The following is a 24,282-nucleotide window of genomic DNA, read 5'->3' on the forward strand; positions in this document are numbered from 1 at the left end:
GAGGTTATCCATGTGCAGAGTCTGTCTCATCGTTCGGAGGCTGAAATTGAGAACCATTTGATTCAAGTGTTAGGCGAAGGGTATAACCAGTGGACGTTTCGTGAGGATTTGAAATCGGAAGATGATCTCTGGCGTAACCTCCGACAAAAGATCACACAGAACAATCTGTCTGAACTCGGTGATACACCACTAACGGATAAAGAGTTTGAAGCGATTAAAACGGAACTGCTTTTCCGCACACAAACGCCGTTTGATGCGGCGAAGTGGTTAAAAGGAGAAAACGGCATCGCCCGGATCACCATAGAACGTGAGGACAGAAACCTGGGGTTCGTTTCCCTTGTCCTGTACTCCAATCAGGATATCGGCGGCGGAATCTCCAGCTATGAAGTCGTCAATCAGATTGCGAAGCAGAATGCCACAGGTGAAGGACGGGATCGACGCTTTGACGTGACGCTGCTCATCAACGGTTTACCGATTGTGCAGATTGAACTGAAAAAGGTAACGGCGAAAGACGGCGTCTATCAAGCCTTCAATCAAATTAAGAAATATGCCGAAGAAGGCATGTTCCGAAGCAATATCTTTTCAACGCTGCAATTGTTCGTTGTCTCCAATGAACAAACGACACGATACTTCGCAAACGCAACGCCGAAGAATCTGCACAGGAAGTTCATGTTCAGTTGGCGTACGAAAGATAATAAGAAGGTGGAGAACCTGTATGAGTTCTGTAAACAGGCCCTGAATATCCCGGATGCCCACCGGCTGATCGCCAACTATACCATCGTCAGTGAAGATCAGGACAACAAAACCTTGATGGTGCTGCATCCTTATCAAATTCATGCCATTGAAGCATTATTTACCGCAGCCAACAAACATCAGTCCGGCTATGTCTGGCACGCCACAGGCTCAGGGAAGACGCTCACGAGCTTTGTCTCGACAAAACTGTTGGCGAAGAAGTCAGGGATTGATCGTACGATTATGCTCGTGGACCGAAAAGACTTGGACAGTCAGACAACCAGTGAATTTACGAAGTTCGCTTCGGAATTTAATACGGGCATCTCGTCCGGGAATACGCCTGCCAACAGCTTAATTGTTGGGACCGGCAGTGCTCAGGAGTTAAGTAAAACGCTCCTTGCCGATGCCAATTCAAATGTTGTGATCATTACAACGCGTCAAAAACTGGACGCAGCGTTAAAGTATGCAAAGAAACAGGAAGAACAAAAGGGATCGAACCGGTATGAAAAACTGATGGGCCAGCATATTGTCTTCATCGTCGATGAATGCCATCGTGCATTGAGTGCCGAGAACATGGAAGAGATCAAAGACTTCTTCCCGAATTCCACATGGTTTGGGTTTACCGGTACACCGATTTTTGAAGAAAACAAGAAACAGGCGAAGGGGAAACTGGCGAGAACGACCTTTGATCAATACGGGGAAGTTCTCCACACGTATACGATCAAGAATGCCTTAGAAGACGGCTCCGTCCTTGGTTTCCAAGTGGAACATGAAACGACGATTGAACCTACCTCTTTGGATAACATGATCTTTCATAAGCTCCGAACCAATGAAAACTATGCCCATGTGCCAGATGAAGCCCTCAATACTGAGATCGATGAGATGACTGGGATTGAAAAGGAAGCCTACATCGACAAGACTTTGTATGAGCAGGACGAGCATATTGATAACGTCATCAAGAAAATTCTCCGCCCGGATAATGCGTATACGAAGTTTGATTTCAAGAACGGAAAACCGACGAAATCAGCGATTCTGACGACCAGTTCCATTGACATGGCCAAGCGTTTTTATCAGGCTATTAAAGCGATGACAAAAGAGGACAACTGGATGGAACAGATTTTCCATGATCGACCGATTCGAGAAGGCCGGACGATGGATGACCCGGATTTCCCCCGCATTGCTATCACGTACTCGTTGGACGAAAATACGGAAAATGCCATGGAACAGCAACAAGAAATGCAGGACATTATCGATGACTATAATCAGTATTACCAAACCGCCTGGTCTCTTCATGACATTGAACGCTACAACGGTGATATAAATAACAGGCTGGCAAGAAAACGGGCAGAGTTTAAACAGATCGGGCATCAGGTGGATCTGGTTATCGTTGTGGATCGCTTATTGACGGGGTTTGATGCCCCGACGATTCAAACGTTATTCGTGGATCGAAACCTCGAATACGCTGGATTGATTCAGGCATTCTCCAGAACAAATCGCACATATCCCGATAAAACAAAGGGACTCATCGTCACGTTCCGTAAACCGTTTAAGATGGAAGAGAACGTGGCCAAGGCTACGAAACTGTATTCGGAAGTCAAAGAAGAATCCGGCTTAATCTATCCAAGCTATGATTCTGCCAAGAAACGCTTTAAAAAGGCTCACAAGGCTTTATCTGAAATTATTGAAGCAGAAGGTGACATCGATGAGAACTCCCCTATAGAAACGCGTGTGGACTATGTCAAAGCCTTTCAAGAGTTCAATAATGCCTATGAAGCCCTGGTCACCTACGATAGTTACAATAACGATATAGATACATCAAAAGCTCTTCAAAATCAGGTTCAGACATTGGAAGAGCAAGTGGGGACTTATCATACTGTAAAGGGTTCGTTGATAGACAAAAATCAAGAGAACTACGATGAATCTGGAGATGAACCAGACTTTTCAGAATTAACCTTTTTCAGTGATGCCACAACCAAACTGTACGACATTGATTCCAGCTATATCGATCAATTACTGGGAACCTATGAAGCGAATAATCCTGATGTACGTGAAGAGATTGAAAAAGCCCTGCAAAAATTAAACAAGGCTGAAACAGTAAAAGAAGTCTATCGGAACATCTTGAATGCAATCGATGAAAAGGAAGTCGATGAAGAGGAAGATATTTTTGCAGTGAAACGGCGGTTCTTTACCGAGAAGAAGGAACAAATTGTTGAGGGATTCAGCATACAATGGTGTGTTTCAAGTAATGAACTGCATGCCTCTGCTATTCAGTACATGATAGGGATGGATTCACTTCCAAATATGAAGAGCATAATTGAGAGTAAAGATTATAACACATTTAAGGCCCAGAATCCGGAAGTGAAACCGTTTAAGTACCCGCAAATGATGAAACGTGAATGGAAAAAAATATTGGATGAACAAATTGTGCCGTTAGATGATGAGTTAAGGTAAGTTGTCATTTACGGTGTATTGTTAAATGTAGTGGTGGGGGAATCCCCCACCACGCTTTTCCCTTTATCTCACGTTCACCTATAAAATGATAAACAGAGAGTTATAGACCTATTAAACATTTCACAGGCTAGGCAAAGATTAATTGAATTAGCAACAAGTGATCAATTAGGGTTATTCAATAGAAAAGAGTTTGTTGATTTACTTAGAGAAAAAATGTTAGTGAAATTATAGTATTATAATCTTTCGAAGGTATGTTCAAAACGTCCCATTTGTTTTTATATCACTTTCAAATCCATTTACTTCTAAATGATCTCTCTCTAATTCTGTAATGCTCTGTGCCTCTTCAATGAGGAGTGTTTTACTCATAATAGCTCTCGGGTTTAGGTTTTAACAAGTAACAAAATAATACTGGTACAAATTAAAGGTCATTATATTAAATGACCTTTAATTGAAAGTGGAGTAACAAAGGGGTAACATAACCCTTTGTTAAGCCATTAATTATCGTTAAAGATGTTACATTATCAATCATAAGAAAACGTTAGAAGACGCGGATTAATTAAGTTATGTTAACTCACATTAAACATGTTACAAAGCAATGGACGTAAGGGCCACATACCTTTACTCATGTTTATTGTTCGTTGGAACCAATTGACGATATGGATTTTGAAAGTAAAAGCAGTGATTTGTTTGGAAAGTCTAATATACCTTGCCTTTGATTGGAAATACACCCTGGCTCCGTCGAATTTGACGAAACCAGGTGTATTAAATTAGTGTTTGTCCTCATTCATATACAGCTCATCCATAATTAAATCTCCTTGGCCCAAACCTTCTAAATACCCCTCATAAGTTAGAGCTTTAACTTTCAATCGATTAATCTCATAATCCAGATCACCAAAATACATATGCATCTCTTTTAGGACCTGCTTCAATTCATCGTTCAAATCCTGCTCCACTAAAACCTCTTGCCACTTGTCCAGCCTTTTCATTGTATTGTTCATTTGTTTTTCGCCTCCTTAATCTATAATCGTTAATTAGGAGGCATTTGGTGTCATTTTTAGCGAAAATTTTTTGTAAATTTCATGTAACGTCGATTAATCTCCACATTTAAGTTCGAAATCCTCAACATCTCTACTGAATTCCACGGGTATACCCATAAAATTCATCGACAGCATGAGGGGATCTCCTTGTGCATCGAGGATAGGTCTGTTCTTTATCTGTCCTCCCAGCCATTCCTCGTTCATCTTTATCTTTGTAGCATCATCATTGTAAAATATCGCCATCTCCAAATCCCTAAATAACCTCATATAAATGACCTCCATTCTCTAGTTTGATTTAATATGGAATGAGATATCATATATATTAACAGAACAAACGTTCGTATGTAAGAGGGGGCGGCGTTTATGAATGGAATATTGAAACGTACTGCCAGGAATTGTGAGGCTTGTCGTTCATTACAAACTTATAAATACCAGCCGAAAAGATTAATTTAACCATCTTTAATCATCTTATAGAAATCCACCTGTTAATTTTTTCTAATACATATATAATGAAAGGTGTAGAATAAGAACTCTGCTTATTGATAGGAGGCTGGACATGAAAAGACATGAAGCTTTAATCCCACTTTCCCACCACCACCATCACGCTTTAGTGTTGGCCCTTGAAATGAAAAAAGCAGGCACAGAAAAAAGCGAAAAGAATTATAAGCAATTAATAAGGGAAATGATTTCGTTTTGGAAAGAAGATGGCCAAGCGCATTTTAGGGATGAGGAGGAAATTTTACTGCCGGTTTATCTCGAATATGCTGAACAACCTAATGAAGGTTTGGTCAAACAGGTGCTATATCAACATGCGCAAATCAGAAGTCTGATTAGTCATCTTCGAGAAATCTCAAATACATCCTATGATAAAGTTAATGAATTAGGCAAATTACTGGATGAGCATGTACGGCTGGAAGAAAGAGAATTGTTCCCATTGATTGAAGAAGCAGTACCTGATAAATACCTTTATGAAGCAAAAGGTGGTTTTCATAGAGATTCGTTGAGTGGGAAATAATACGTATTTGCAAGTGAAAGATCTGCTCCGCCGCCAGCAGAAATCAACCTGTTTAAATCTTATCCTGTACATTTTGCGTATCACGGAGAAAAATTTGGCAAACCCATGGTTTGCTATTTTATCAACTTTTGTGGGAATTCTTCGGTAGTAATCAAACGTTGTAATCGTGACTCGCAGTGGAGAGGACATTTAGCCATTCTCTAAAGTTTTTTTGACTGGATTTTGACTGGATAATACTCATAATTGTACATGTGCTATTTTTCAAAAAGTACCTTTATTAATATGAAAAAGCGTTTATAGAAGGAATTTCAGTTCCTATTTCTACCTATTTTTATAAAGAACAAGTATTATGTGGTGAAATTATTAAAATTTCACATAGTTTTACTGTTTTTCAAGCAAGGATGAGCCCCACCTTTCCCCCAAAAGGTGAGGCTCATTTTAATGAGTTCTAAAGTACTCGGTACTTAATTTCTCTTCAATATTCATGAACTATTTCTACTCATCGTAGATATATTCGATTATAGGGTTCCATGTACGTAATTTATTTGTCTTGGTAGCACTAAAAAAGGACCTCCACTAGGGTTGTACTCTAAAGCGGGTCCTATTTCAATTATGACTATTCTTTTGAAGTTCGATCTTTTGAGGTGCGGTCTTTAAAAAAATCTGGCAACTCACTGAAGAATTCGGTTTTAATTCCTTCGCGTTCATTGACGGACTTAGTCTTTAACTTCGGTTTCTTTCCAGGGTTGGTAGTTTTGTTTCCCTTCTTCTTTCGTTTAACAATGTCATCAAAAGAATTATCTCCCACTATAGCCCCCTCCTTCCTGCTAAAGGTTTATGGATAAACAGTACAGACCGATGGTAGTTGGGACTGTTAATACCACTGCGATTAGGCTTAAATTAAAGAAAAGAGCTTTTTTGTTATTGATTGCCTGATTCTTTGAAAGGATTTCTTTATACAATTCAAGAAAGGAAGAAGCCATGACATCTACTTTGTTAATTTCATGTTCTTCTTTTAGAGCTCCTACATCAAACCTCTTATATCTCAAGGCAACTAATACAATTACGGATAAAACGGTTGAACAGAGCCAGAAGAAAAGGGTACCTAACGCTAATAGTGCATAAAGTATTAGGAAGATTTTATTTGATGTTAACTCCATATTTAAAGCATCAATTTTACTCAATTCGATTTTAGATATAGCAAAGGTTAACAAGCCTGAAGATAAAGTGATTAAGATTCCTGTACGGGATTCTATTGTGTTTTTTCTATGCAATTCAAATTCATATTCTTTTAAAAGGATGGATAATATAAACTCTGAAGAGTGATATATGTTATCGCCATCTTCGGCATCAACAAGTTCTTCATTCACATCATCTTCCTCAGCCAAAACTTCTTCGTTATTCATCAAAACCATCTCCAGCTATTAATAAACTCATTGGAATCACATTTAGTATATTATACCATTAATGTGAAAAAAATCATTATATTTGGTGATTTTTATATAACTTAAAAGTGGACAAAAGTGACTTGATTTTCTTTTAAATCTTTCCAATCCCCTTTCAGATGAGACTTTGGCAATGCTTCGTAAATAAACAGCCAATATTGATCAATATCTTCTTTATTATTGTTTAATTTCCTTGCTAACTTTTTAAATTCCTTAACTTCAGAGTTGTAATTAATATGCTTTGCGTACAAAAAACCAAGTATGAAGAGAATACAATGATTACTGTTTCGTAAAAATTTGTAATCTATTTGAGGAATACTAAAATCGAATTTTATAGCAAAATAAATTGCATAAGAAACTGTCTCGTAGTTGTGAAAATTCACTCCTTCGTTATATATAGTCTGTGAAAACTCTTTTATTTTGGTTGTATCTACATTAAAAACTTTTAGTATATACTTTTCTAATAACGGTATTAAATAAGGGTAAATTACTGAAAGGTGGAATACGGTTTTTATATAATACTCAGAAGCGTTATCTGTAAAGTCCTTAGAACTTAAAGCCTTAATAGTGTAGTTGAGAATCGCTGAATTAAAGTTATTTGAAGGCATTAATTGGATGGATAAATCCAACAAAGCTCGCACATCGTTGAAGTCTAATTTCTTTTCATCATGAAGTTGTAGATAAGTGTTTAATTTTCTTACCCATTGCTCAGTAGATCCAGTTGGTAAAGGTTTAATTTGAGTTTTTTTATGATTTAGCATTAACTTGTATGTGCGAAGTTGCTCAGATAATTCGGTCAAAAACTGTTGACCTTCCTCATAACTAGAAACATAGCATGCGTAGTCATCTACATTCCTCATATATTTCCAATTATTTTTTCTTAACTCAAAGTCTATTGAAGTTAAGACTATTTCTGATAACAAGTTTGAACTGGTAGGTCCTATTAGTAATCCTTGTGTTTCACCATTAGTAGTATTACGAACATACTTATCTAGTTTGTTATACCAATTGTTAGGGTCACGATCATTTTTAGCTGTTGTCTTTCCTACTAGAGCCCATGGTAGAGAATGCGTGTATATACTTGGAAAACAGGTGGATATATCTGCGTTTACTATGTATTTCTTTCCGATTAACAAGTCTGGTTCTGGGCTTCCGTCAATATAATACTTCTTATAATTCATTTCGAATAATTTTTTTGTGTCTTTTAGTTTTCTAATATGAATTCTGCTTCTTTTATGGCTGTCTCCCTCTGTATTTTGTTTGAAATGATTTAATATTTTATCCCAATTCTCTTTTAAATGTTTACAAAGTATTTGGTAGGCCATTGGGTTAGGGATACCTAACGCCCTAGGTATATTAATGTTTCTCATATTCTCATAATATATATAGGAGCGCTCTTTTTTTGTGTTATTGAAAGAAGGGGTGTTAGTTTCGCAGTAGTCAAAAAATGGTTTGGAAGTTAAGAATGGCGGCAAATTATCATTAAATAAACCATAAGCTAACAGACCTTCGTATAAATCACCCTGTGAAATCTGATTCATTAGCTCATAGTAAGTTTTATTCATTAAAATCCTCCTTATACATATACACAATACTTATGTATCAGATATATAAATCTAATTACTTAAAATAATACCATATTTTTAAAGGGGAAGAATGGTAGAATGTCGAACTTTGATTCTATGTGCCTGTGAAAGAGGTATGGTTAATTGGAAACACGCGAAATCATAAAAAAAGCTTTAAACGCTTTAGTATCTGCTAAACGTCCAAGTACCTAAGATGAAAGTGTTATTCACATGACCGACTGTAAAATTAAGATTGATTTATGGTGAATTGTAGAGTAGTTACGGGTAAACTTATTAAGTTTAATGAATGTATCCCAGTTTTTGACCTCATTATTCAGAAGGTACCTTTGCTGGCTACAATTCAAGTGAGAATAGTTGGATTCAACTTTTCTGGTTCTTCAGGGTTACGTAATTTAGCTGTTAAATTCCTAATTGGTCGCCAATGATTTGATGGGTAATAGAAATTTAAAATATAAATGGAGAGATTTAGGCAATGAGTAATGAAATGCATTATTGTAGTGAAGTAATGCTCAAGAAAATTCAACACAATTTAGATTTTAAAGTAAACAATGTTAGGGATTTGACTCATTATTTGGTTATTGAAGGTTTCAAAGAAGAAGATATAGATCGTTGTCTTTTTGAATTAGGACAAAAAGAGGTTATTAGTTTTGCGGAAAATTCCAACACAACCGGGAAATAATAGGATCTTAATGGTTAGCGATAAGAAAGTATATTAAGATTAGAAGAGTAGTGGAAAATCAACTAATTAATAACCTTCTGGTAAAAAAGGCTAACGTCCAGTGTCAGATGGGATATACCTAAATCCTTTTAATATGAGACGATTATAGTATGAAATTTTTGAAACTATATATCGTAGGAAATGTCGATTATACCATGCAAAGGTATGACATACTTTTTGACATACTGCATCTCATAATTGCTTAGGTTTCCCTGAATATAACATTTGATTTGAGGATACAGAAGCTTCTCCGACTTGGTTATTTGTATGCTATTGTTTCCTATTTATTTAGACGAATCCATGGGCGGCATTATGCAAGTTCGCTCAACAGTTATAAACAGATGCTTGTTTAGGTAAAGCAAATTCATAGAGAGTTTTAACGGAGAAGTAATATAAATTATATAAGGTCCCCCGCCCTCCATAAAGGGGGGACCTTATTTGGCAATGCTTAACTAATTCCTTATCTTCAATTATAAATTTTTCTTTTCCAATTTCATTTAGGAAAGCCTCGTATGTATAGGTTTTTTGTTTAGCTTATCTAGTTGTCCCGATTGCATTTATGCATTAGTGGTTTAAGTGTTCTCTGTTATCATTGAAAGTTTGATGAATACTAATGAGGTCATGATTAAGAAAATCAATAAATTTACTAGATATTTTTTTCAGAGCATCTTCATAATTGGTTTCTTCTTCGAAACTCTTCGGAAGGAACTCACGCGTGTAGATCGTTGTATACTGATTGTTGTGCTTTCCTAATTTACCCCGAAAAGAACTTTTATTGTTTTTAATAACCTCATAAATCTTCTGTCTAATAGCTTGGTCACCAGGACCTATAATTAGTTTCAGAACTAACTTGTTGTTTCTGTTCTGAAACTCAAATAACAAGATGCGTTTGGAAGATGTCCAACCGTTCCCTTTCTTTTCTATCAAAGTATCTATTTCTTTTGTAGAGAATCGAGTATAAGATTTAGAGGATGTATCTAAAATCAATTCTGGTTCTTGTTTGATAAGTTCCTTCAGATCCTTGGCGATATCAGAGTATATATCAGGTTTGTATTCAAAAATAAGATCTAGTGCTTTCTTATGCTTATAATAAATTTCTCTGCATACTCTTTCTAATTCTTCGTCCCCCACAATATACCTCCTCATAGTTGTTATATATTGATCTAAAAAATGTTTAACACGATTACTTATAATGTCTCCTTTTAGTTCCATTCCTTGCTCTACAATATTTATGAATTGATCGTAATCAAAGCTAAGCCAATTATCTTTGTCGCTAGCAGGCTCCCCATAAGGTGTCAAAAAAATAAAGATCTTTTGGTAATCAGGAAACTCTTCTTGAATAATGTAGCGGTATTTTTGTAATTGGTGCTTTGATTCTTTGCTCCACACTTTATTTTCAACCGTTACGACAAATTGGCTCTTATTAGAAAAAGCTACAACATCCATGTCTCTCCACTCTCTGCGAACTACAAAATCATTGTAATTTAGCAAGGAGATGTCCAGAGGAGTATATGTAATGGTTGAGTTATCGTTATGGTTTTGATAAACAATAGACTGAATTACTTTTTTAAGTACATAGTCCCCTAAGCCATGATTTTCGTAAGGTGCTAGTAACCAACTGAGGACGTTACTATGGCGAATTTCAGTATTAATTATTCCTAAAGTTTCAAAGACATTAAAGGGTGCAAGCTTTGCGTCTATTCTATCTAAAATTTCGATGTCCATTAGAAATTGCTCTAATGCCTCACGATTACTGGTAGTAATTGATGAGTCTTTCATATTCACTCTCCTTACGTCAGTGTCTCATTGTATTTTAAATACGTCTTTTTAATTATACAAGAGAATAAAGTTCTCTAGAAAATGCTCTCGTATATTTCCTTGCAATTTTTATAGAATTGAGATTATAGATGGTTTTAGTTCGACTTCAATTCAATAACCTTTACAATAAGAAGAAAAGATAAAAAGGGGTGTCTTATGGGTTACACAGGTCGTACGATACAAATTTTCCTTCCGTTTGGTTCCCCCCGTGGGGTGAAAATTGCGGAGATCACCAATCGCACTGTTCAAGCAATTTATATTCCAAGAAATGAATTACATAAAGCTGCAGAGCGTCCGGAGGTTCAAAGTGTAGGAGTTTATTATTTATTTGGACAACACGCTAAAGATTCCAAACCTCAAGTTTACGTAGGAGAAGCAGAAAATTGCTTAACACGGCTAAAGCAGCATCATCAAAAGAAAGAGTTTTGGGATGGGGCAGTTGTTTTTGTTACGAATAATCAGCAAAACCAATTTACCAAGACAGATGTAAAGTTTTTAGAACATTTATCTTATGAGGTAGTAAAACGAGTTGGGAGATATAAAATTGACCAAACCGTTCCGCAAGCATCTTTTGTTCCTGAATGGCGGCAAGTTGATCTATACGATATCTTTGATACGCTGAAAATTCTATTATCTACTTTAGGTTATCCTGTTTTTGAAGAGATGAGGAAATCTTCCGTGAACGACGCTGCAAATGTCTTTTATTGTAAAGGGAAAGGAATCGAAGCAAAAGGAGAGTACAATGATGAAGGATTTGTGATTTTTAAGGGTTCTACGATGCAACCTGAGGTAACAAAAAGCATTCATAATTACCTAATTACAAAAAGAGAGGCATTAATAAATGACGGTGTAGTGTTCAAGAACGATTTAGGATGGTATGAGTTTAATGAAGATTATCAGTTCACTTCTCCCAGCCAAGCAGCTGCCGTGGTGTTAGGAAGAGCTGCAAATGGGTGGACAGCATGGAAAAATAAAGACAAACAAACCCTTGATGAGTTGAAGAGAAAAGACTTGGAATAAGAAAGGGGAAGGGAGGGAGCACATGAACACAAACTATAATTTACATGAGGCATTTGTATATGTTCTCGACAAATATTTACCTGCAAAGACTGAGCAGTTTAAAGAGCATCCAATAGGATCGCATGTACGTCAACGGTTGACAGCCAAACTGGTAGATGAAGCAAATATTAACACTCAAGAATATTTAGTAACTGGTTCGGTAGGACAAGGGCAATGGGCTGAGGTTCCCTGGATAGGTATCTTCTTAAAAAAAATTACAACCACGGCGACAAAAGGATATGATGTTGTATACCTTTTTCCAATGAGTGGTGTATATGTAAGCTTGAATCAAGGATGGACTTACTTTAAAGAGAAATACGGGAGTAAACAAGGTGGAAGAAAAATAAAAACTGTAGCAAACGCAGTTCGAGATAAGTTACATATGGTACCGGATCGCTTGACCTTATCAATGATCGATTTAAAAGGAGAAGGTCCATTAAGTAGGGGATATGAGAAAGGTCATATCATAGGGCGCTTTTACTCAAAGGATGCTTTTCCAAGTTCAGAGGAAATCATACGAGACCTACAGGACTTATTAGTGGTATATCGTGAAGTAGATGTTCTGATTAAGGGGAGGAGCGTTGATCAATTCAATGATTATTTACTTATGAATGATGATGGGCAGTTTGATGAAGAGGAAGAGGAAGCCTATCAAAGAACAGTTCAAAAACACTTAATCACAGGCGCAGATAAGGATTTAGTTAACAAAGGAGAACCTATTCCAAGACCTGAACCTGTTGTGCAAAAAGGTGGAAAAGAATGCTGGCCAAGAAATGCAACTATTGCTGCAGAAGCAATTCGTCAAGCTTCTTATCAATGTGAGCTTGTCCCTTCTTTGCCGTCTTTTACTTCTAAACAAACTGGCTATCCTTTTATGGAAGCACATCACTTAGTCCCTATGCACCTACAAAGTGAGTTTGCGGTAAGTCTAGATCAAGTAGAGAATATTGTTTGTCTATCCCCCTATGCTCACCGTCTAGTGCATCATGCCTTAGATATAGAACGTGAAACAGCTTTGGAGAATTTGTTTGAAGAAAAAATAGAAGGTTTGAAACAAGTGGGAATATACATATCCTTTAATGATTTAAAAAACGCTTATCAAATCAAAAGCTAATAACGCAGTGTGAGGAGTTCCATAGGATAATCTGGTAGGTTATTTTTTTATGACTGGATTTTGACTGGATATGGTTCATAAATATTGATATCTTATTTTGCCTGATTTTAAGATAGATCGGTTATAATACCTACTATATAGGCGATTTTTACTCTCTTCATTAAGTATTTATTCCACTCAGGGAATGGGCGGCATGATGTAAGTAGACAGAAAGAGCCTCATCGTATTGGGTGAGGCTTTTTGCTTTGTTAGAGAAATAGAAGAAAAAAGACTATATTTTTTACTTATTTAAAAGGATTACATAAGGTTTTGTAGAATATATAGTTCTAAAGGAGGTGTGAGATTGGAAAGAGTAACTATGGATTCAGGTTTTGGATATCCTTTGGACTATCCGGTTAACGGAGATATCAATATTTTATTTACAATTAAGAAGATTAAAAAGGGAGAAAATGATCGTTACATTCTTATGGAGTACTTGCCGAATTACCCCTTCTGCAAAGTCCTTCAATCGCAAATCCCCAACCTAGATAACCACGCAAAAAGCTTCTTACTTAGCAAATTGCCTGACATTGATTCAGGAAAATATGATACTTATAATCTTCTTGCCCAGAGATTATATGCCACTGAAAGAAAATATTAATAGAAAGCTCACCTAAATGGTGGGCTTTTTATTTTGTAACTAACGCAATGGGTGAGCTTGTGCAGCTCTTAAAAACGGAAGAATACCTGAATAAATCAAAGGTGCAACTCAAACGAATGAGAAATGCCGACCCAACAATCCTCTGAAAAAGATGCAATCGATGATTGCCTTGTGTAATAAACTGATAAGAATATTGTTTGCCATCAGTAAGAAACAATTTGAGTTTAGTGAAGAGAAGATGTTAAGAGATATTCCTCATATGAAAGAATTGCAGACAGCAGCTTAATTTTTTGTAGTCATAGTTATCTTAGCTATATAGACATTTGAAGCACGAATTAGTCAGTCAAACCAACTAACCTACGGACATTGACCCTGCAGGGCAGCATTTACTGACATCCACCTCATGGAAAGGTTGTACGAAGGAATTTTAGAGCATTGACTCTGTGAGACATGGGAGGGTTCACCTCCATGAAAATTGTGGACATCCATAAATGCGATTATAAGTTAATCACAACCCAAAATTTAAAGAAACTAGCAATTGGGTGTACACTGTCAGGCTCTGAAAATCCATAATTATACATAAATACAACTGAATTCCATCATTTAAATACAGTCTATATACGAACGACTATGAAATTCTGAGAAAACTGGAGAAATCGTAAGATTTTCCTTTCTTTATAGAGGGAGTTACCTGTAAGACTTGAAATTGAGATACCAGTTAGATTTTTCGAAAATTAAATATAGGCGATATCCTTAACGGGTTATCTCCTTTTTTTTATGCACTATTCGTTCGGTATATTAGTACAAATAAAATTATGATATCATTAAGAGTGGAATTACTTTCCATATTTAGTGGTTTTATTAGTGTCCATAGTAACTTTAATTTGGAGGCTGTTTATGAAAGCAAATGAAATAGTTTCAGTATTAAATAATTTTAAAGATTCAAGTTATCAAAGGGTATTTATAGATGGTACTTGGGGAATAGGGAAGACAAAATATGTTTTAGATTTTAAGGATGCACATTCAGATGCATGTTATGTATCCTTATTTGGAAAAAAAGATATAGAAAGTATAATTCAAGAAATATATTTTCAGATTATTGATAGCGTTCCAAACGGTAAATTTAAAAAATACTATAGGAAGGTAAGGGAAAAATTTAATAATGTCGATATCGCATTTCATGGCTTGACTATTTCAGTTCCTCTTATAGAGAAATTGCATTCAACCTTGTATAAAGAGTTAGACAAGAAAGGTACATATGTAATTATATTTGATGATTTAGAAAGAAAACATCATGACTTAGATATTAAGGAAATATTGGGATTGATTGATAGTCTTGCTAAAATAGAAAATATAAAAACGGTGCTAATTGCAGCTACTGACCAGCTTGAAGAAGATGAAGAAACCTTTAATAATTATAAGGAAAAAGCCATTGATAGGACTTATACAATAGAGGAATATGCAGATGAAGCTCCCATTAATATTCTTGGTGAAGAAGTATGGAAGGTGATAGGTAAACTAGCGGAAAACTTTGATTTTAGTAATTTGAGGACATTTGAAAAAACAAACCTATTTCTTAAAGAAGTAATTGGAGTTATTGGGGAAGACGATTTTACTGATAAATTTACAAAAGATGATGTTTACAGAATGTGCTTTGCAACTGTGTTTTTTAAAATTGAACAAAAAGGTGAAATGAAATTACTAAATAGTAATAATGATAATAGCAAAATTATGAATGCTTATTATACAGAGGACAAAAGTGGAGTCGTAGAATACTTAGATAATTATATTCTAAGAAATTCTTTAGATAATGTTAGGAGTAAGAATGTTTTACACCTTATTAAAGACTGGTATGATTCGGGTACATTTTCAAAAGAAAATATTATAAGGTTAATTAATTTAATTAATAGTTATGAAGAGAAGCCAAAAAATTTCTATTCATCCGAAGAGGAAATAGTAGAAGTTATTAACCATTCAAGAGAGTATATTAAAAATCTAGACGAAACTCAATCCATAGATGATATTGTTTCAAATCTCCAAACTGCTTTTCCTTGGTGTGAGATACTGTCTATTAAGTTTGGGATTAGTAATGAGGAAATCGTAAATAGGGTAAAAACGAATATTACTAATCATATCAACATAGAAAAAACTATTTACGAAAATGAAATTGATTTATGGCAGTTTCATGTTGAAAGTGAAGAAGCAAAAACTGTCTTTAAGTTGATAAACGAAGCAATAAAAGCTGAATATTATGACCAGTTGTTAAACCAAATAAAAGATTCCTTTGATCAAAAGTCGTACCAAAATTATTCTTATTTAAGAAAACTTGCCGATTCGATAAGTTCAACTAAGGTAAGTTCAATTCAAAATAACGTATTAAAAAGTTTAGATGACAATGATTTCTTTTTTCCGGTCCCTTCAGGGAAGATTACCGACGAACAATGGCAATGGTGTCATCTCATTGTTAGTCTTATAGCAACTATTCAACAAAATTGGGGTCAAGCGGGTTATTTTGGAGTTTTTTCTGCTTATATTTCTAGCTTAGAAATCACCCAAAAAGATAAAATGCTTCAACATAGGTTAAAACAGCTTTTCGGAAAGGACATCGAATTAGGATAGAAAGGTTGTCGTGGATATTGGATAAACGAAAAGGTAAATCAAATAACGCTAATATTGAAAAAAGAGAATTACACTTTCATTTACATTTACGCCCTAGTTTAAAAGAAGACTATATACGTATTTTCAATGTTTTAGCAGATAACCATACCCGTATGTATAAAGCGGTATACGAAAGGTTGGAGACTCATACGAATGAGGTAGCAGACGAATTTAAGGAAGAAGCATTAAGTGGACAAAATACCAGCATTCCGAAGTACACTGATTATGGTGATTATATGGAAGCAGTACAAGATTATGTATTTGAACGACTTGATGAACAATTCCTTATGCACTATCAATTTGAACTAATGTCTTTAAGTAATCTATACCAAGTATTTGAACAACAAATAAGGCAATGGCTATTTGAAGAAATGACTCATAATGAAAATCAGTCTATAAATCAAGTTAAATTTTACCTTGAAAATAATAAGGGTGAAGATGTCTATGGTGAGTTTTACAGTAATTTCAGGAAACTTACTAATTTACTTAGAGAATTAAAGTTAACATTTACGGATTTGTTTGGAGATGAAGAACTTATTGTAGAAACAGACATATGGAAAACTATCCGGGAATGTAATCTGTTATCAAATACATTTAAACATGGCAGTGGTGGTGCTGCTTCAAATTTATATGATTTATATCCCCAATACTTTGAAAAAGTAGATGAAACTCGTCTTATGGATTTGTACCGTACAACTAACTTAGAAAGGGTATTGGCTGTTAATAAAATATCCTTTAAAAAATATTGCAATTCTATGAAAAAATTTTGGGAAAAAATGAAGGAACATCAATATGGAAAAGTAATGGGAAATGTTGATATTTCTTCGGAATAGAATAAATTACCAAAAAGAAGCCAAGGGTAGTGTTCCCAAGGCTTTTTTCGAGTTGGTGTATGTAAATACACTTAATTCAAGAGAAGAATTAAAATTTATAAAAGTAGAGAGGCTTCGCTTCCTCCTTCACGAGGGCCAACAGCCAAAATTAAATCGGGTGTGAATGAGGAAGCAAGTGCCAACTCAGGGTCATGATCTACATGCTTGGATCAAACATACAAAGTGTCTTTCTGGGACTCCGGATCAAACTGGAAATTCCTCTAGGAAGAGCTCTTATTAGTATTATACGAGGGGGTTTTAACAGAATAATAACGAAACTAACTCTTGGGGCAGATTTGGGGCAGAATTTTATTATTTGTGCCCCAAATTCTTTATTTTAAATTGGGTTAGATACCAGAGATGATTGAATTAACAGGGTTTTAAGCTATTCAGTGCTTTTTAATTAGGGTCCCCCCAACAGCCTTCTAAGCTGTGGGTCGGTAGTTCGAATCTCTCCTGGGACGCTAACTAACAAAACGCTGAAACCCTTGTGTATCAATGGATTCAGCGTTTTGTCGTTTAGGAAGCGAATTCATTGATAACAAATCTTTTATTAAGCGCTCCCATATGTAAGGCTTTTTCTACCACATACCCGAATATTTCACCTTCATAGTCGAACTGGCAATCAAGTACAGTGATCCGATTTGGTTATCTGACTTTTTGCTCTTTTCAGAAATGTAAACGCTGTATTATGTTACACTAAGTAAATGTAAGGAGGGAAGCTATGAAAACAGAGATTCTGTATGGAAAAGACGGTTTGCGAGTTAATTTACCAGACGATTCATTAATTATAGAGCCAAAAAATTTACCGAAAATGGAAGATGAAAAGGAAGCTGTGAGAAAGGCTTTGAGGGAGCCAATTGGGACAGCTCCTTTAAAAGATCTGGTTGCATCTACGGACATTGTATCGATTGTGATTAGTGATATTACACGTCCCACCCCGAACCATATCCTTGTCCCATTATTGATTGAAGAAATGGATCACGTCCCCTTAGAGAATTTCGTCATTATTAACGGAACGGGGACTCATCGTGACCAAACAAGAGATGAATTTGTTCAGATGTTGGGCGAGTGGGTCGTCGATAATATCCGAATTGTGAACAATAAATGTCATGATAAGGAGCAGCTCGTCAATCTTGGAAAGAGTAAGTTTGGATGTGATATCTATTTAAACAAAGATTATGTAGAATCTGACTTTCGAATTGTAACCGGTTTTATTGAGCCGCATTTTTTTGCAGGATTTTCAGGAGGTCCAAAAGGAGTTATGCCGGGAATTGCAGGAATTGAAACTATTATGACCTTCCATAATGCCCGGATGATTGGGGATCCCTTATCGACTTGGGGCAACATGGTGAATAATCCAGTTCAGGATATGACCCGTGAAATCAACAGCTATTGTAAACCTGATTTCATGCTTAACGTCACGTTGAACCGCGAGAAAGACATTACGCAAGTTTTCGCTGGTGAATTATATGAAGCTCATGATAGAGGCTGTGCGTTTGCTAAAGAACATTCGATGTATAAGTGTGAAGACCGGTTCGATGTTGCCCTTGTATCCAACTCCGGCTATCCGCTGGATCAGAACTTATATCAGGCAGTAAAAGGCATGAGTGCCGCCCACAAAATAGTTAAAGAAGGGGGAGCCATCATTGTAGCTGCCGAGTGTTCCGATGGACTCCCTGATCATGGTAACTACTCGAAGATTTTTGATATGGCGGAAACTCCTCAAGAATTGCTGGACATGATTAATGACCCTGAGTTCAAAATGTTTGATCAATGGCAGGTGCAGAAGCAAGCCGTTGTTCAGGTATGGGCGGACGTATACATTTATTCAACTCTTACGGATGAACAAGTCAGAGGGGCGATGCTGCATCCAATAGATTCAATTGAACAGACGATACAAGATCTGAAGGAAACGTATGGGGAAGATATGAGTATAGCCGTGCTTCCATTAGGTCCGCTGACGATCCCCTTTGTAGAAGAATAAATAAAGAAAAGGTGGTAAGATCTATGAATACTGCTCTTGAAGAGAAGAATCACTATTTAAGCGAAGTTTTTTCTAAGATGAATCGAGTTCTTGTGGCCTTCTCAGGTGGAGTGGATAGTACATTAGTGTTAAAGCGCGCTCAGCAGGAGCTGGGATCTTCCAATGTGCTGGCGGTGGTCGTCGCCTCTGAATTATTCCGAAAAGAGGAATTTGAAGGTGCAGTGCAATTGGCCAAGGATATGGGGGTTAGGGTTCACGAAACGGAAATAAGTGAACTCGATGACGAAGCAATTGTCGCCAATAATTCTGACAGCTGGTATTATAGCAAGAAACTCCTCTACACGCATTTGAATCAATTAGCTGATGAATGGGGTTATGATTATGTTCTGGACGGAATGATTATGGATGATGAAGAAGATTTCCGCCCAGGTTTAAAAGCGAGAAATGAATTAGGCATCCGAAGTGTACTTCAGGAATCAAACATGTATAAGCATGAAGTTCGCGAACTATCCAAACATCTTGGTTTGCCCGTTTGGAGTAAATCTGCTTCCTGCAGTCTGGCTTCTCGGATCCCCTATGGAACGGAACTAGATAAGGAAAAAATTGAGCAGGTCGATCAGGCTGAAAAGTTTGTCACACAGCTTGGTTTTGATCCCGTTCGTGTCCGTCATCATGGGAATGTGGCAAGAATAGAAGTAACTCCGGATAAGGTTGGAGAATTGATTGCCTATCGTGAGCAGATCCGCTCTAAACTCCAATCCCTTGGGTTCCAATACGTATCTATTGACCTTGAAGGTTATAGAACAGGAAGTATGAACGAAGTACTAGTAGAAAAATCGATTAATAAAGTTGTGAGTAAGGTGGAAATAGGATAGATTAAAGAGCTCATAATAGATAGTGTGAGTAGGATCTTTAAAACTAAAGTTTTCTTCTTTTGTATGGAGTAGGAACCCCTATAATGACGGCATTGTCAAAGCATTTTCTTTTAAGGAGTGCTAGTGATAATGCCCTTTTATTTTTGCCAAATGATCTCATTGGGATCAAAATTACATCCCTTTGTTCAATGACCCTGTTATTAGGAATTCATTAAAAATTCTCTGTATTTAACGGTGGGTGCACTTTTTGAAGAAGATCTATTGTAAGCCGGTCTTGCTATCAACGGCTGTTCTTTGAATTTTGTGAGTCCTGATCTATGATTTTAACTATGGATTAGTCAATAGCTTCCTCATTAATTTTTGACTGGAGAACTGACTTATTTATAGGCGGGTGAAGTAGAAACGATATTACTCGCGGTCATTGTCGTAGCTGCCTTCCAGTATATTGGTAAGTTACAAATCCTGTTCAAAAAAAGAATTTATTTTATTTGTCTTTTGATTACCTTTACCTTTCTAAACTGCGTCATTCTATGAATGAGATGAAATAGGGACTTTCTCTTTTACATGTATTATTATATTATTGCAATATATATTGTAATAAAAAACAGGAGGACTTAAAGAAATGAAAACCATAGAATTCACACTTGAGGAAGCATTGGAAGTAAGCAAGGCGATCTCAAATAAACATAGAATGAAAATCCTCCGTATTTTAAGTGAAAGGCCTCATAATGTAAATGAACTGGCAGAAAAGCTGGGTATCCCTTTTTCTACAACAGCTGTCAATGTAAAAAAATTAGAAAAGGTAAATCTGATCTCTACAGAACTTGTTCCAGGTCGTGGCACTCAAAAAGTGAATACAAATAACTTTGATCGTATCGTTATCAATCTGTCTCCATCAGAAAAAAATATGAACGATCATTCGATTGAATATGAGAAATCTATTGGTGATTATGTGGATTTCCATATTGAACCTGGCTGTGGACTAGTTGATGAAAATGATTATATTGGAATGCAGGATGACCCTCGTTCTTTTTATGAGCCTGAGCGAATGAGAGCACAGTTATTGTTTTTCCGTGCTGGTTATGTAGAATATCGTATTCCGAATCGAATTCCTGATGATTCCATTGCTTCAGAAATTTGTTTAAGTGCAGAAATCTGTTCCGAAGCTCCTAATCATAAGTTGGACTGGCCATCAGATATTACGCTCTGGATCAATGATAGGGAAGTGGGCACATGGACATCGCCCAGTGATTTTGGTGGTGAACGGGGAATTCTAACTCCCAATTGGTGGCTGAAAAATTATACTCAATATGGAATATTAAAAAAATGGAAAGTGAATGAACAGGGGTGCTTTATAGATGATGTAAAAGTAAATGAGGAGCTGACTATACATGATTTAACGATAGACGATCAACTATTTATTTCATTCCGATTAGGAGTGAAAAAAGATGCAGTACACGCAGGCGGGATGAATTTATTTGGTCCCCGCTTTGGTAATCACGAGCAAGGTCTCAAGTTGAATATAAAATATAAGAATAAGGATGAAAAGGAAGAAAACTGAATCATAGTTTTCTTCCTTTTTTGGTGTGATCGAAGCGATAAGCTAAGGATCAGGAAGTCCACTATCGTAAATAAATGGGAGAGCTTTTAAATAAGCTCTATCTTAAGATAAGGAATCTTCACTTAAGAAAGAACGAAAGTTTCAGCAAAAAATGGAGATACTAAAAGAAGAAACAAGGCATTGGAAATAGAGAAGTTTTAGTGGATAAGGTACCTAGTCTTTATCCACTAAAACTTCTATTTTTTTAACAAGAGTGAAAATAGAAAAAGAGGAAAAATTTACTTTTTAATTTTTATAACAAAAAAAGTTGAAATAAAACATATAATAGTATTATAATAGATTTGAATTCAAATAATTCTAAAAACTTAAAAAGGGGGATTTCAAATGAAAAGGAACATTAGCTTTTTTTTAACGGCATTATTGTTAGCGGTTACATTTTTAGCGGGATGTAGTAGTTCGGGTGATTCAGAAGGTTCTGATGCCGGTGCTTCGGGTACGGTCGAATTGGATTATTGGGTGCCATTTAGTGGTGGTGATGGAGAATACATGGCAGAGATGGTCGATGAATTTAATTCCTCTCAGGATGGTATTAAAGTAAACATGCTGAATATTGAGTGGGGAGAATACTATACAAAGCTTCGTACCTCGCTTGCTTCCAATACAGCACCTGACGTTTCGATTGCCCATGCTTCTAAGTTAGCAGAGTTAGTACCGACAGGATCGCTTACAGATTTAAGTGAAGTAGCGGAAGCCGTAGATTTTGACTGGTCGAATATTTCGGAAAACCAGCTGGAGGCTACCGTTTTTGATGATCAAAATTTCGCAGTTCCACTGGATTCCCATGCATTGATTATGTATTACAACAAAGATTACTTAGCAGAGGCTGGTCTGCTTGATGAAAATGAGAATATCAAAATGGAACCAGGAGTAGATGGATTTGTCTCTATGCTGGAAGAACTGCAAGCCAGTCTTCCTGATGGTGTGTTCCCGTTTGCCTCTCAGACGGATGATGTCCACCCATTCTGGATCTGGTATGCGCTTTACAGCCAAATGGAAGATGGCGGCGAATATATTACAGATGATCAAGCCTCCTTTAACAATGCGGCCGGAGAAGAAGCTTTGCAAGTGCTGGCTGATTTAACGGAAAAGGGATTATGGCCGAAGAATGTCACCAATGGGTACGATTTATTTAAAACAGGAAAAGCAGCCATTAACTTCACAGGTGTATGGGCCACAGGAAACTATGAACAAAATGAAGATTTAAACTTTGGAGCTTCCTCACTTCCTGAGTTTTTCGATCAATCCCAAACATGGGGAGATTCCCACACATTAGTTCTTCCCACGCAGGATGATCAAGCAAAGCAGGAAGCAGCGATGGAATTTGTGAAGTGGTTATCGGATAACAGTGTCATGTGGGCAGGTGCGGGTCACGTACCGGCTAATACAGAAGTCGTACAATCGGATGAATTCAAGGAGCTTGAGTATCGTCCAAGCTATGCGGATGTAGCCGAGGATATTAACTACATGCCAAGAACTCCGCAGCTATGGCCTTCTAATGACATTATGCAAAAGAATTTTAATTCTATGATGAATGGTTCAATGTCTGTAAAAGAAGCCCTTGACCAGGCGGAGAAAGAAGTAAACAATTTATTAGCTAATTAAATGTGAAAAGTTAACAGCGGAATGTTCAACAAGCATTCCGCTCTTTTTTAAAAGGCGGGTGAAAAAATGAATGCATTAAATCGGGAACCGAAAGATCAAAAAGATCCCAATGCTAAACATAAAGTTGTTCGATGCCCTAAAAAACCGAACAGGGTGAAGAGGAAAGAAACGATAAAAAGCAATCTAACTGCATGGTTGTTTTTATTTCCCTTTATGCTTTTGTATGCATGGTTCATGTTATATCCGATCATTCAAGGGTTCTTCATTAGCTTGACATCGGGAAGCTTCGGAGCACCAAGAGTGTTTTCAGGTGTAGATAATTACATGCGGTTACTGCGTGATAATGATTTTTGGCAGTCGCTCTGGAACACCATCTATTTTGTTCTTATTTCAACACCGACGATTGTTATTTTTGGATTGATTCTAGCACTTATAGTTAATGCGAAACTTAAGGGCACCACATTTTTGAGATCAGCTTTCTTCATGCCTTACATGCTGTCCATCTCCGTTATGGCAAGTATTTGGGTGTTTATTTTACAGCCTTATACAGGTTTTTTGAACGCGATTTTACAACAATTGGGTGTATCCCAGGAAATCTTCTGGCTTGGAAATGAACATCTGGCCTGGATTTCTATCTTAGTTGCGACGTTATGGTGGACGTTAGGATTCAATATGGTGCTGTTTCTGGCAGGGCTGCAGGATATATCCGAAGAGATGTATGAAGCGGCGGATATCGATGGAGCCAGTTCCTGGGCCAAGTTCTTCCATATCACCCTTCCTTCTTTAAAAGGGGTTATTACGCTTGTAGTCATTCTGCAGTCTGTGGCTTCCTTCAAGCTCTTCGGTCAGCCGTGGTTAATGACCGGAGGAGGACCTGGAGATGCGACACGACCACTTGTACAGTACATTTATGAACTAGGATTTATTCAGTGGGATCCAGGATATGCCTCTGCTGTGTCCTATGTGTTATTTGGGGTTATGGCCATTTTTGCTGCCCTTCAATACAAGCTGTTAGTGAAGAAGGAAAAATAAGCACTTAAGAGAGGTGATAA

General features: G+C 36.6%; 19 protein-coding genes and 1 pseudogene. 14 read left to right on the forward strand and 6 right to left on the reverse strand.

The genetic code is table 11. From position 1 onward, the window contains the following. Positions 1–12 precede the first annotated feature (12 nt). The gene (locus HUS26_RS04215; RefSeq protein WP_173915962.1) at positions 13–3,183 is read left to right on the forward strand and encodes a type I restriction endonuclease subunit R; all 3,171 of its coding nucleotides are present in this window, start codon (positions 13–15) and stop codon (positions 3,181–3,183) included. Between the two features lie 767 nt (positions 3,184–3,950). Here the strand turns inward: HUS26_RS04215 and HUS26_RS04220 are convergent. Beyond that, positions 3,951–4,181 carry a hypothetical protein gene (locus tag HUS26_RS04220; RefSeq protein ID WP_173915963.1) on the reverse strand — a complete coding sequence of 77 codons (231 nt, stop codon included), beginning with the start codon at positions 4,179–4,181 and terminating at the stop codon, positions 3,951–3,953. Between the two features lie 93 nt (positions 4,182–4,274). Next, complete coding sequence (locus HUS26_RS04225) at positions 4,275–4,487, reverse strand: hypothetical protein (protein WP_173915964.1); 213 nt, start codon at positions 4,485–4,487, stop codon at positions 4,275–4,277. Between the two features lie 289 nt (positions 4,488–4,776). Here HUS26_RS04225 and HUS26_RS04230 point away from each other — a divergent pair, with 289 nt between their 5' ends. After that, positions 4,777–5,235, forward strand: a complete 459-nt coding sequence (locus HUS26_RS04230) for a hemerythrin domain-containing protein (RefSeq protein WP_173915965.1) — start codon at positions 4,777–4,779, stop codon at positions 5,233–5,235. Between the two features lie 616 nt (positions 5,236–5,851). On the opposite strand, the gene HUS26_RS04235 is transcribed toward HUS26_RS04230, so the two are convergent. The 3 genes from HUS26_RS04235 to HUS26_RS04245 form a co-directional block, all read right to left on the reverse strand. Then, positions 5,852–6,043, reverse strand: a complete 192-nt coding sequence (locus tag HUS26_RS04235; protein ID WP_173915966.1) for a hypothetical protein — start codon at positions 6,041–6,043, stop codon at positions 5,852–5,854. 19 nt (positions 6,044–6,062) lie between these two features. Then, positions 6,063–6,641 carry a hypothetical protein gene (locus HUS26_RS04240; RefSeq protein ID WP_173915967.1) on the reverse strand — a complete coding sequence of 193 codons (579 nt, stop codon included), beginning with the start codon at positions 6,639–6,641 and terminating at the stop codon, positions 6,063–6,065. A 101-nt stretch (positions 6,642–6,742) separates the two neighbouring features. Further along, a complete protein-coding gene (locus tag HUS26_RS04245; RefSeq protein WP_173915968.1) occupies positions 6,743–8,245 on the reverse strand; it encodes an RNA-directed DNA polymerase in 1,503 nt (500 codons plus the stop codon). A gap of 493 nt (positions 8,246–8,738) precedes the next feature. Here HUS26_RS04245 and HUS26_RS04250 point away from each other — a divergent pair, with 493 nt between their 5' ends. Further along, a complete protein-coding gene (locus HUS26_RS04250; RefSeq protein ID WP_173915969.1) occupies positions 8,739–8,945 on the forward strand; it encodes a hypothetical protein in 207 nt (68 codons plus the stop codon). Between the two features lie 603 nt (positions 8,946–9,548). Here the strand turns inward: HUS26_RS04250 and HUS26_RS04255 are convergent. Beyond that, entirely contained in the window at positions 9,549–10,763 is a 1,215-nt protein-coding gene (locus tag HUS26_RS04255; RefSeq protein WP_173915970.1) for a PD-(D/E)XK nuclease family protein, read from the reverse strand. Positions 10,764–10,958: 195 nt separating this feature from the next. Between HUS26_RS04255 and HUS26_RS04260 the strand changes: the two genes are divergently transcribed. From HUS26_RS04260 to HUS26_RS04310, 11 genes and pseudogenes are all read left to right on the forward strand, one after another. Continuing rightward, positions 10,959–11,822 (forward strand): GIY-YIG nuclease family protein, encoded by an 864-nt coding sequence (locus HUS26_RS04260; RefSeq protein WP_173915971.1) that lies wholly within the window; start codon positions 10,959–10,961, stop codon positions 11,820–11,822. 22 nt (positions 11,823–11,844) lie between these two features. After that, the gene (locus HUS26_RS04265; RefSeq protein ID WP_173915972.1) at positions 11,845–12,975 is read left to right on the forward strand and encodes a DUF3578 domain-containing protein; all 1,131 of its coding nucleotides are present in this window, start codon (positions 11,845–11,847) and stop codon (positions 12,973–12,975) included. A gap of 343 nt (positions 12,976–13,318) precedes the next feature. Next, positions 13,319–13,615, forward strand: coding sequence for a hypothetical protein (locus tag HUS26_RS04270; protein ID WP_173915973.1), 297 nt, complete (start codon positions 13,319–13,321; stop codon positions 13,613–13,615). 127 nt (positions 13,616–13,742) lie between these two features. After that, positions 13,743–13,901, forward strand: a pseudogene (locus tag HUS26_RS04275) (IS110 family transposase); the annotation flags it as partial. 611 nt (positions 13,902–14,512) lie between these two features. After that, positions 14,513–16,234 carry a P-loop NTPase fold protein gene (locus HUS26_RS04280; RefSeq protein ID WP_173915974.1) on the forward strand — a complete coding sequence of 574 codons (1,722 nt, stop codon included), beginning with the start codon at positions 14,513–14,515 and terminating at the stop codon, positions 16,232–16,234. Between the two features lie 17 nt (positions 16,235–16,251). Then, positions 16,252–17,106, forward strand: coding sequence for a hypothetical protein (locus HUS26_RS04285; RefSeq protein ID WP_173915975.1), 855 nt, complete (start codon positions 16,252–16,254; stop codon positions 17,104–17,106). Between the two features lie 763 nt (positions 17,107–17,869). Further along, the gene (larA, locus tag HUS26_RS04290) at positions 17,870–19,132 is read left to right on the forward strand and encodes a nickel-dependent lactate racemase (RefSeq protein WP_173915976.1); all 1,263 of its coding nucleotides are present in this window, start codon (positions 17,870–17,872) and stop codon (positions 19,130–19,132) included. A 23-nt stretch (positions 19,133–19,155) separates the two neighbouring features. Then, the gene (gene larE / locus HUS26_RS04295; RefSeq protein ID WP_173915977.1) at positions 19,156–20,007 is read left to right on the forward strand and encodes an ATP-dependent sacrificial sulfur transferase LarE; all 852 of its coding nucleotides are present in this window, start codon (positions 19,156–19,158) and stop codon (positions 20,005–20,007) included. 622 nt (positions 20,008–20,629) lie between these two features. After that, positions 20,630–21,568: a transcriptional regulator gene (locus HUS26_RS04300; RefSeq protein ID WP_173915978.1), complete on the forward strand. Its 939-nt coding sequence runs from the start codon at positions 20,630–20,632 to the stop codon at positions 21,566–21,568. Between the two features lie 384 nt (positions 21,569–21,952). Further along, positions 21,953–23,230, forward strand: coding sequence for an ABC transporter substrate-binding protein (locus HUS26_RS04305; protein WP_173915979.1), 1,278 nt, complete (start codon positions 21,953–21,955; stop codon positions 23,228–23,230). Between the two features lie 66 nt (positions 23,231–23,296). Next, positions 23,297–24,262: a carbohydrate ABC transporter permease gene (locus tag HUS26_RS04310; protein WP_173915980.1), complete on the forward strand. Its 966-nt coding sequence runs from the start codon at positions 23,297–23,299 to the stop codon at positions 24,260–24,262. The last annotated feature ends 20 nt before the right edge of the window (positions 24,263–24,282 follow it).

Source organism: Halobacillus sp. Marseille-Q1614 (assembly GCF_902809865.1).
Classification (GTDB): Bacteria; Bacillota; Bacilli; order Bacillales; family Halobacillaceae; genus Halobacillus_A.

Bases quoted from the DNA above. Each gene is read 5' to 3' on its own strand.
- HUS26_RS04220 (WP_173915963.1), bottom strand. From the start codon at position 4,181: ATGAACAATACAATGAAAAGGCTGGACAAGTGGCAAGAGGTTTTAGTG.
- HUS26_RS04225 (WP_173915964.1), bottom strand. From the start codon at position 4,487: ATGAGGTTATTTAGGGATTTGGAGATGGCGATATTTTACAATGATGAT.
- HUS26_RS04230 (WP_173915965.1), top strand. From the start codon at position 4,777: ATGAAAAGACATGAAGCTTTAATCCCACTTTCCCACCACCACCATCAC.
- HUS26_RS04240 (WP_173915967.1), bottom strand. From the start codon at position 6,641: ATGAATAACGAAGAAGTTTTGGCTGAGGAAGATGATGTGAATGAAGAA.
- HUS26_RS04245 (WP_173915968.1), bottom strand. From the start codon at position 8,245: ATGAATAAAACTTACTATGAGCTAATGAATCAGATTTCACAGGGTGAT.
- HUS26_RS04250 (WP_173915969.1), top strand. From the start codon at position 8,739: ATGAGTAATGAAATGCATTATTGTAGTGAAGTAATGCTCAAGAAAATT.
- HUS26_RS04255 (WP_173915970.1), bottom strand. From the start codon at position 10,763: ATGAAAGACTCATCAATTACTACCAGTAATCGTGAGGCATTAGAGCAA.
- HUS26_RS04260 (WP_173915971.1), top strand. From the start codon at position 10,959: ATGGGTTACACAGGTCGTACGATACAAATTTTCCTTCCGTTTGGTTCC.
- HUS26_RS04265 (WP_173915972.1), top strand. From the start codon at position 11,845: ATGAACACAAACTATAATTTACATGAGGCATTTGTATATGTTCTCGAC.
- HUS26_RS04280 (WP_173915974.1), top strand. From the start codon at position 14,513: ATGAAAGCAAATGAAATAGTTTCAGTATTAAATAATTTTAAAGATTCA.
- larA (WP_173915976.1), top strand. From the start codon at position 17,870: ATGAAAACAGAGATTCTGTATGGAAAAGACGGTTTGCGAGTTAATTTA.
- larE (WP_173915977.1), top strand. From the start codon at position 19,156: ATGAATACTGCTCTTGAAGAGAAGAATCACTATTTAAGCGAAGTTTTT.
- HUS26_RS04300 (WP_173915978.1), top strand. From the start codon at position 20,630: ATGAAAACCATAGAATTCACACTTGAGGAAGCATTGGAAGTAAGCAAG.
- HUS26_RS04305 (WP_173915979.1), top strand. From the start codon at position 21,953: ATGAAAAGGAACATTAGCTTTTTTTTAACGGCATTATTGTTAGCGGTT.
- HUS26_RS04310 (WP_173915980.1), top strand. From the start codon at position 23,297: ATGAATGCATTAAATCGGGAACCGAAAGATCAAAAAGATCCCAATGCT.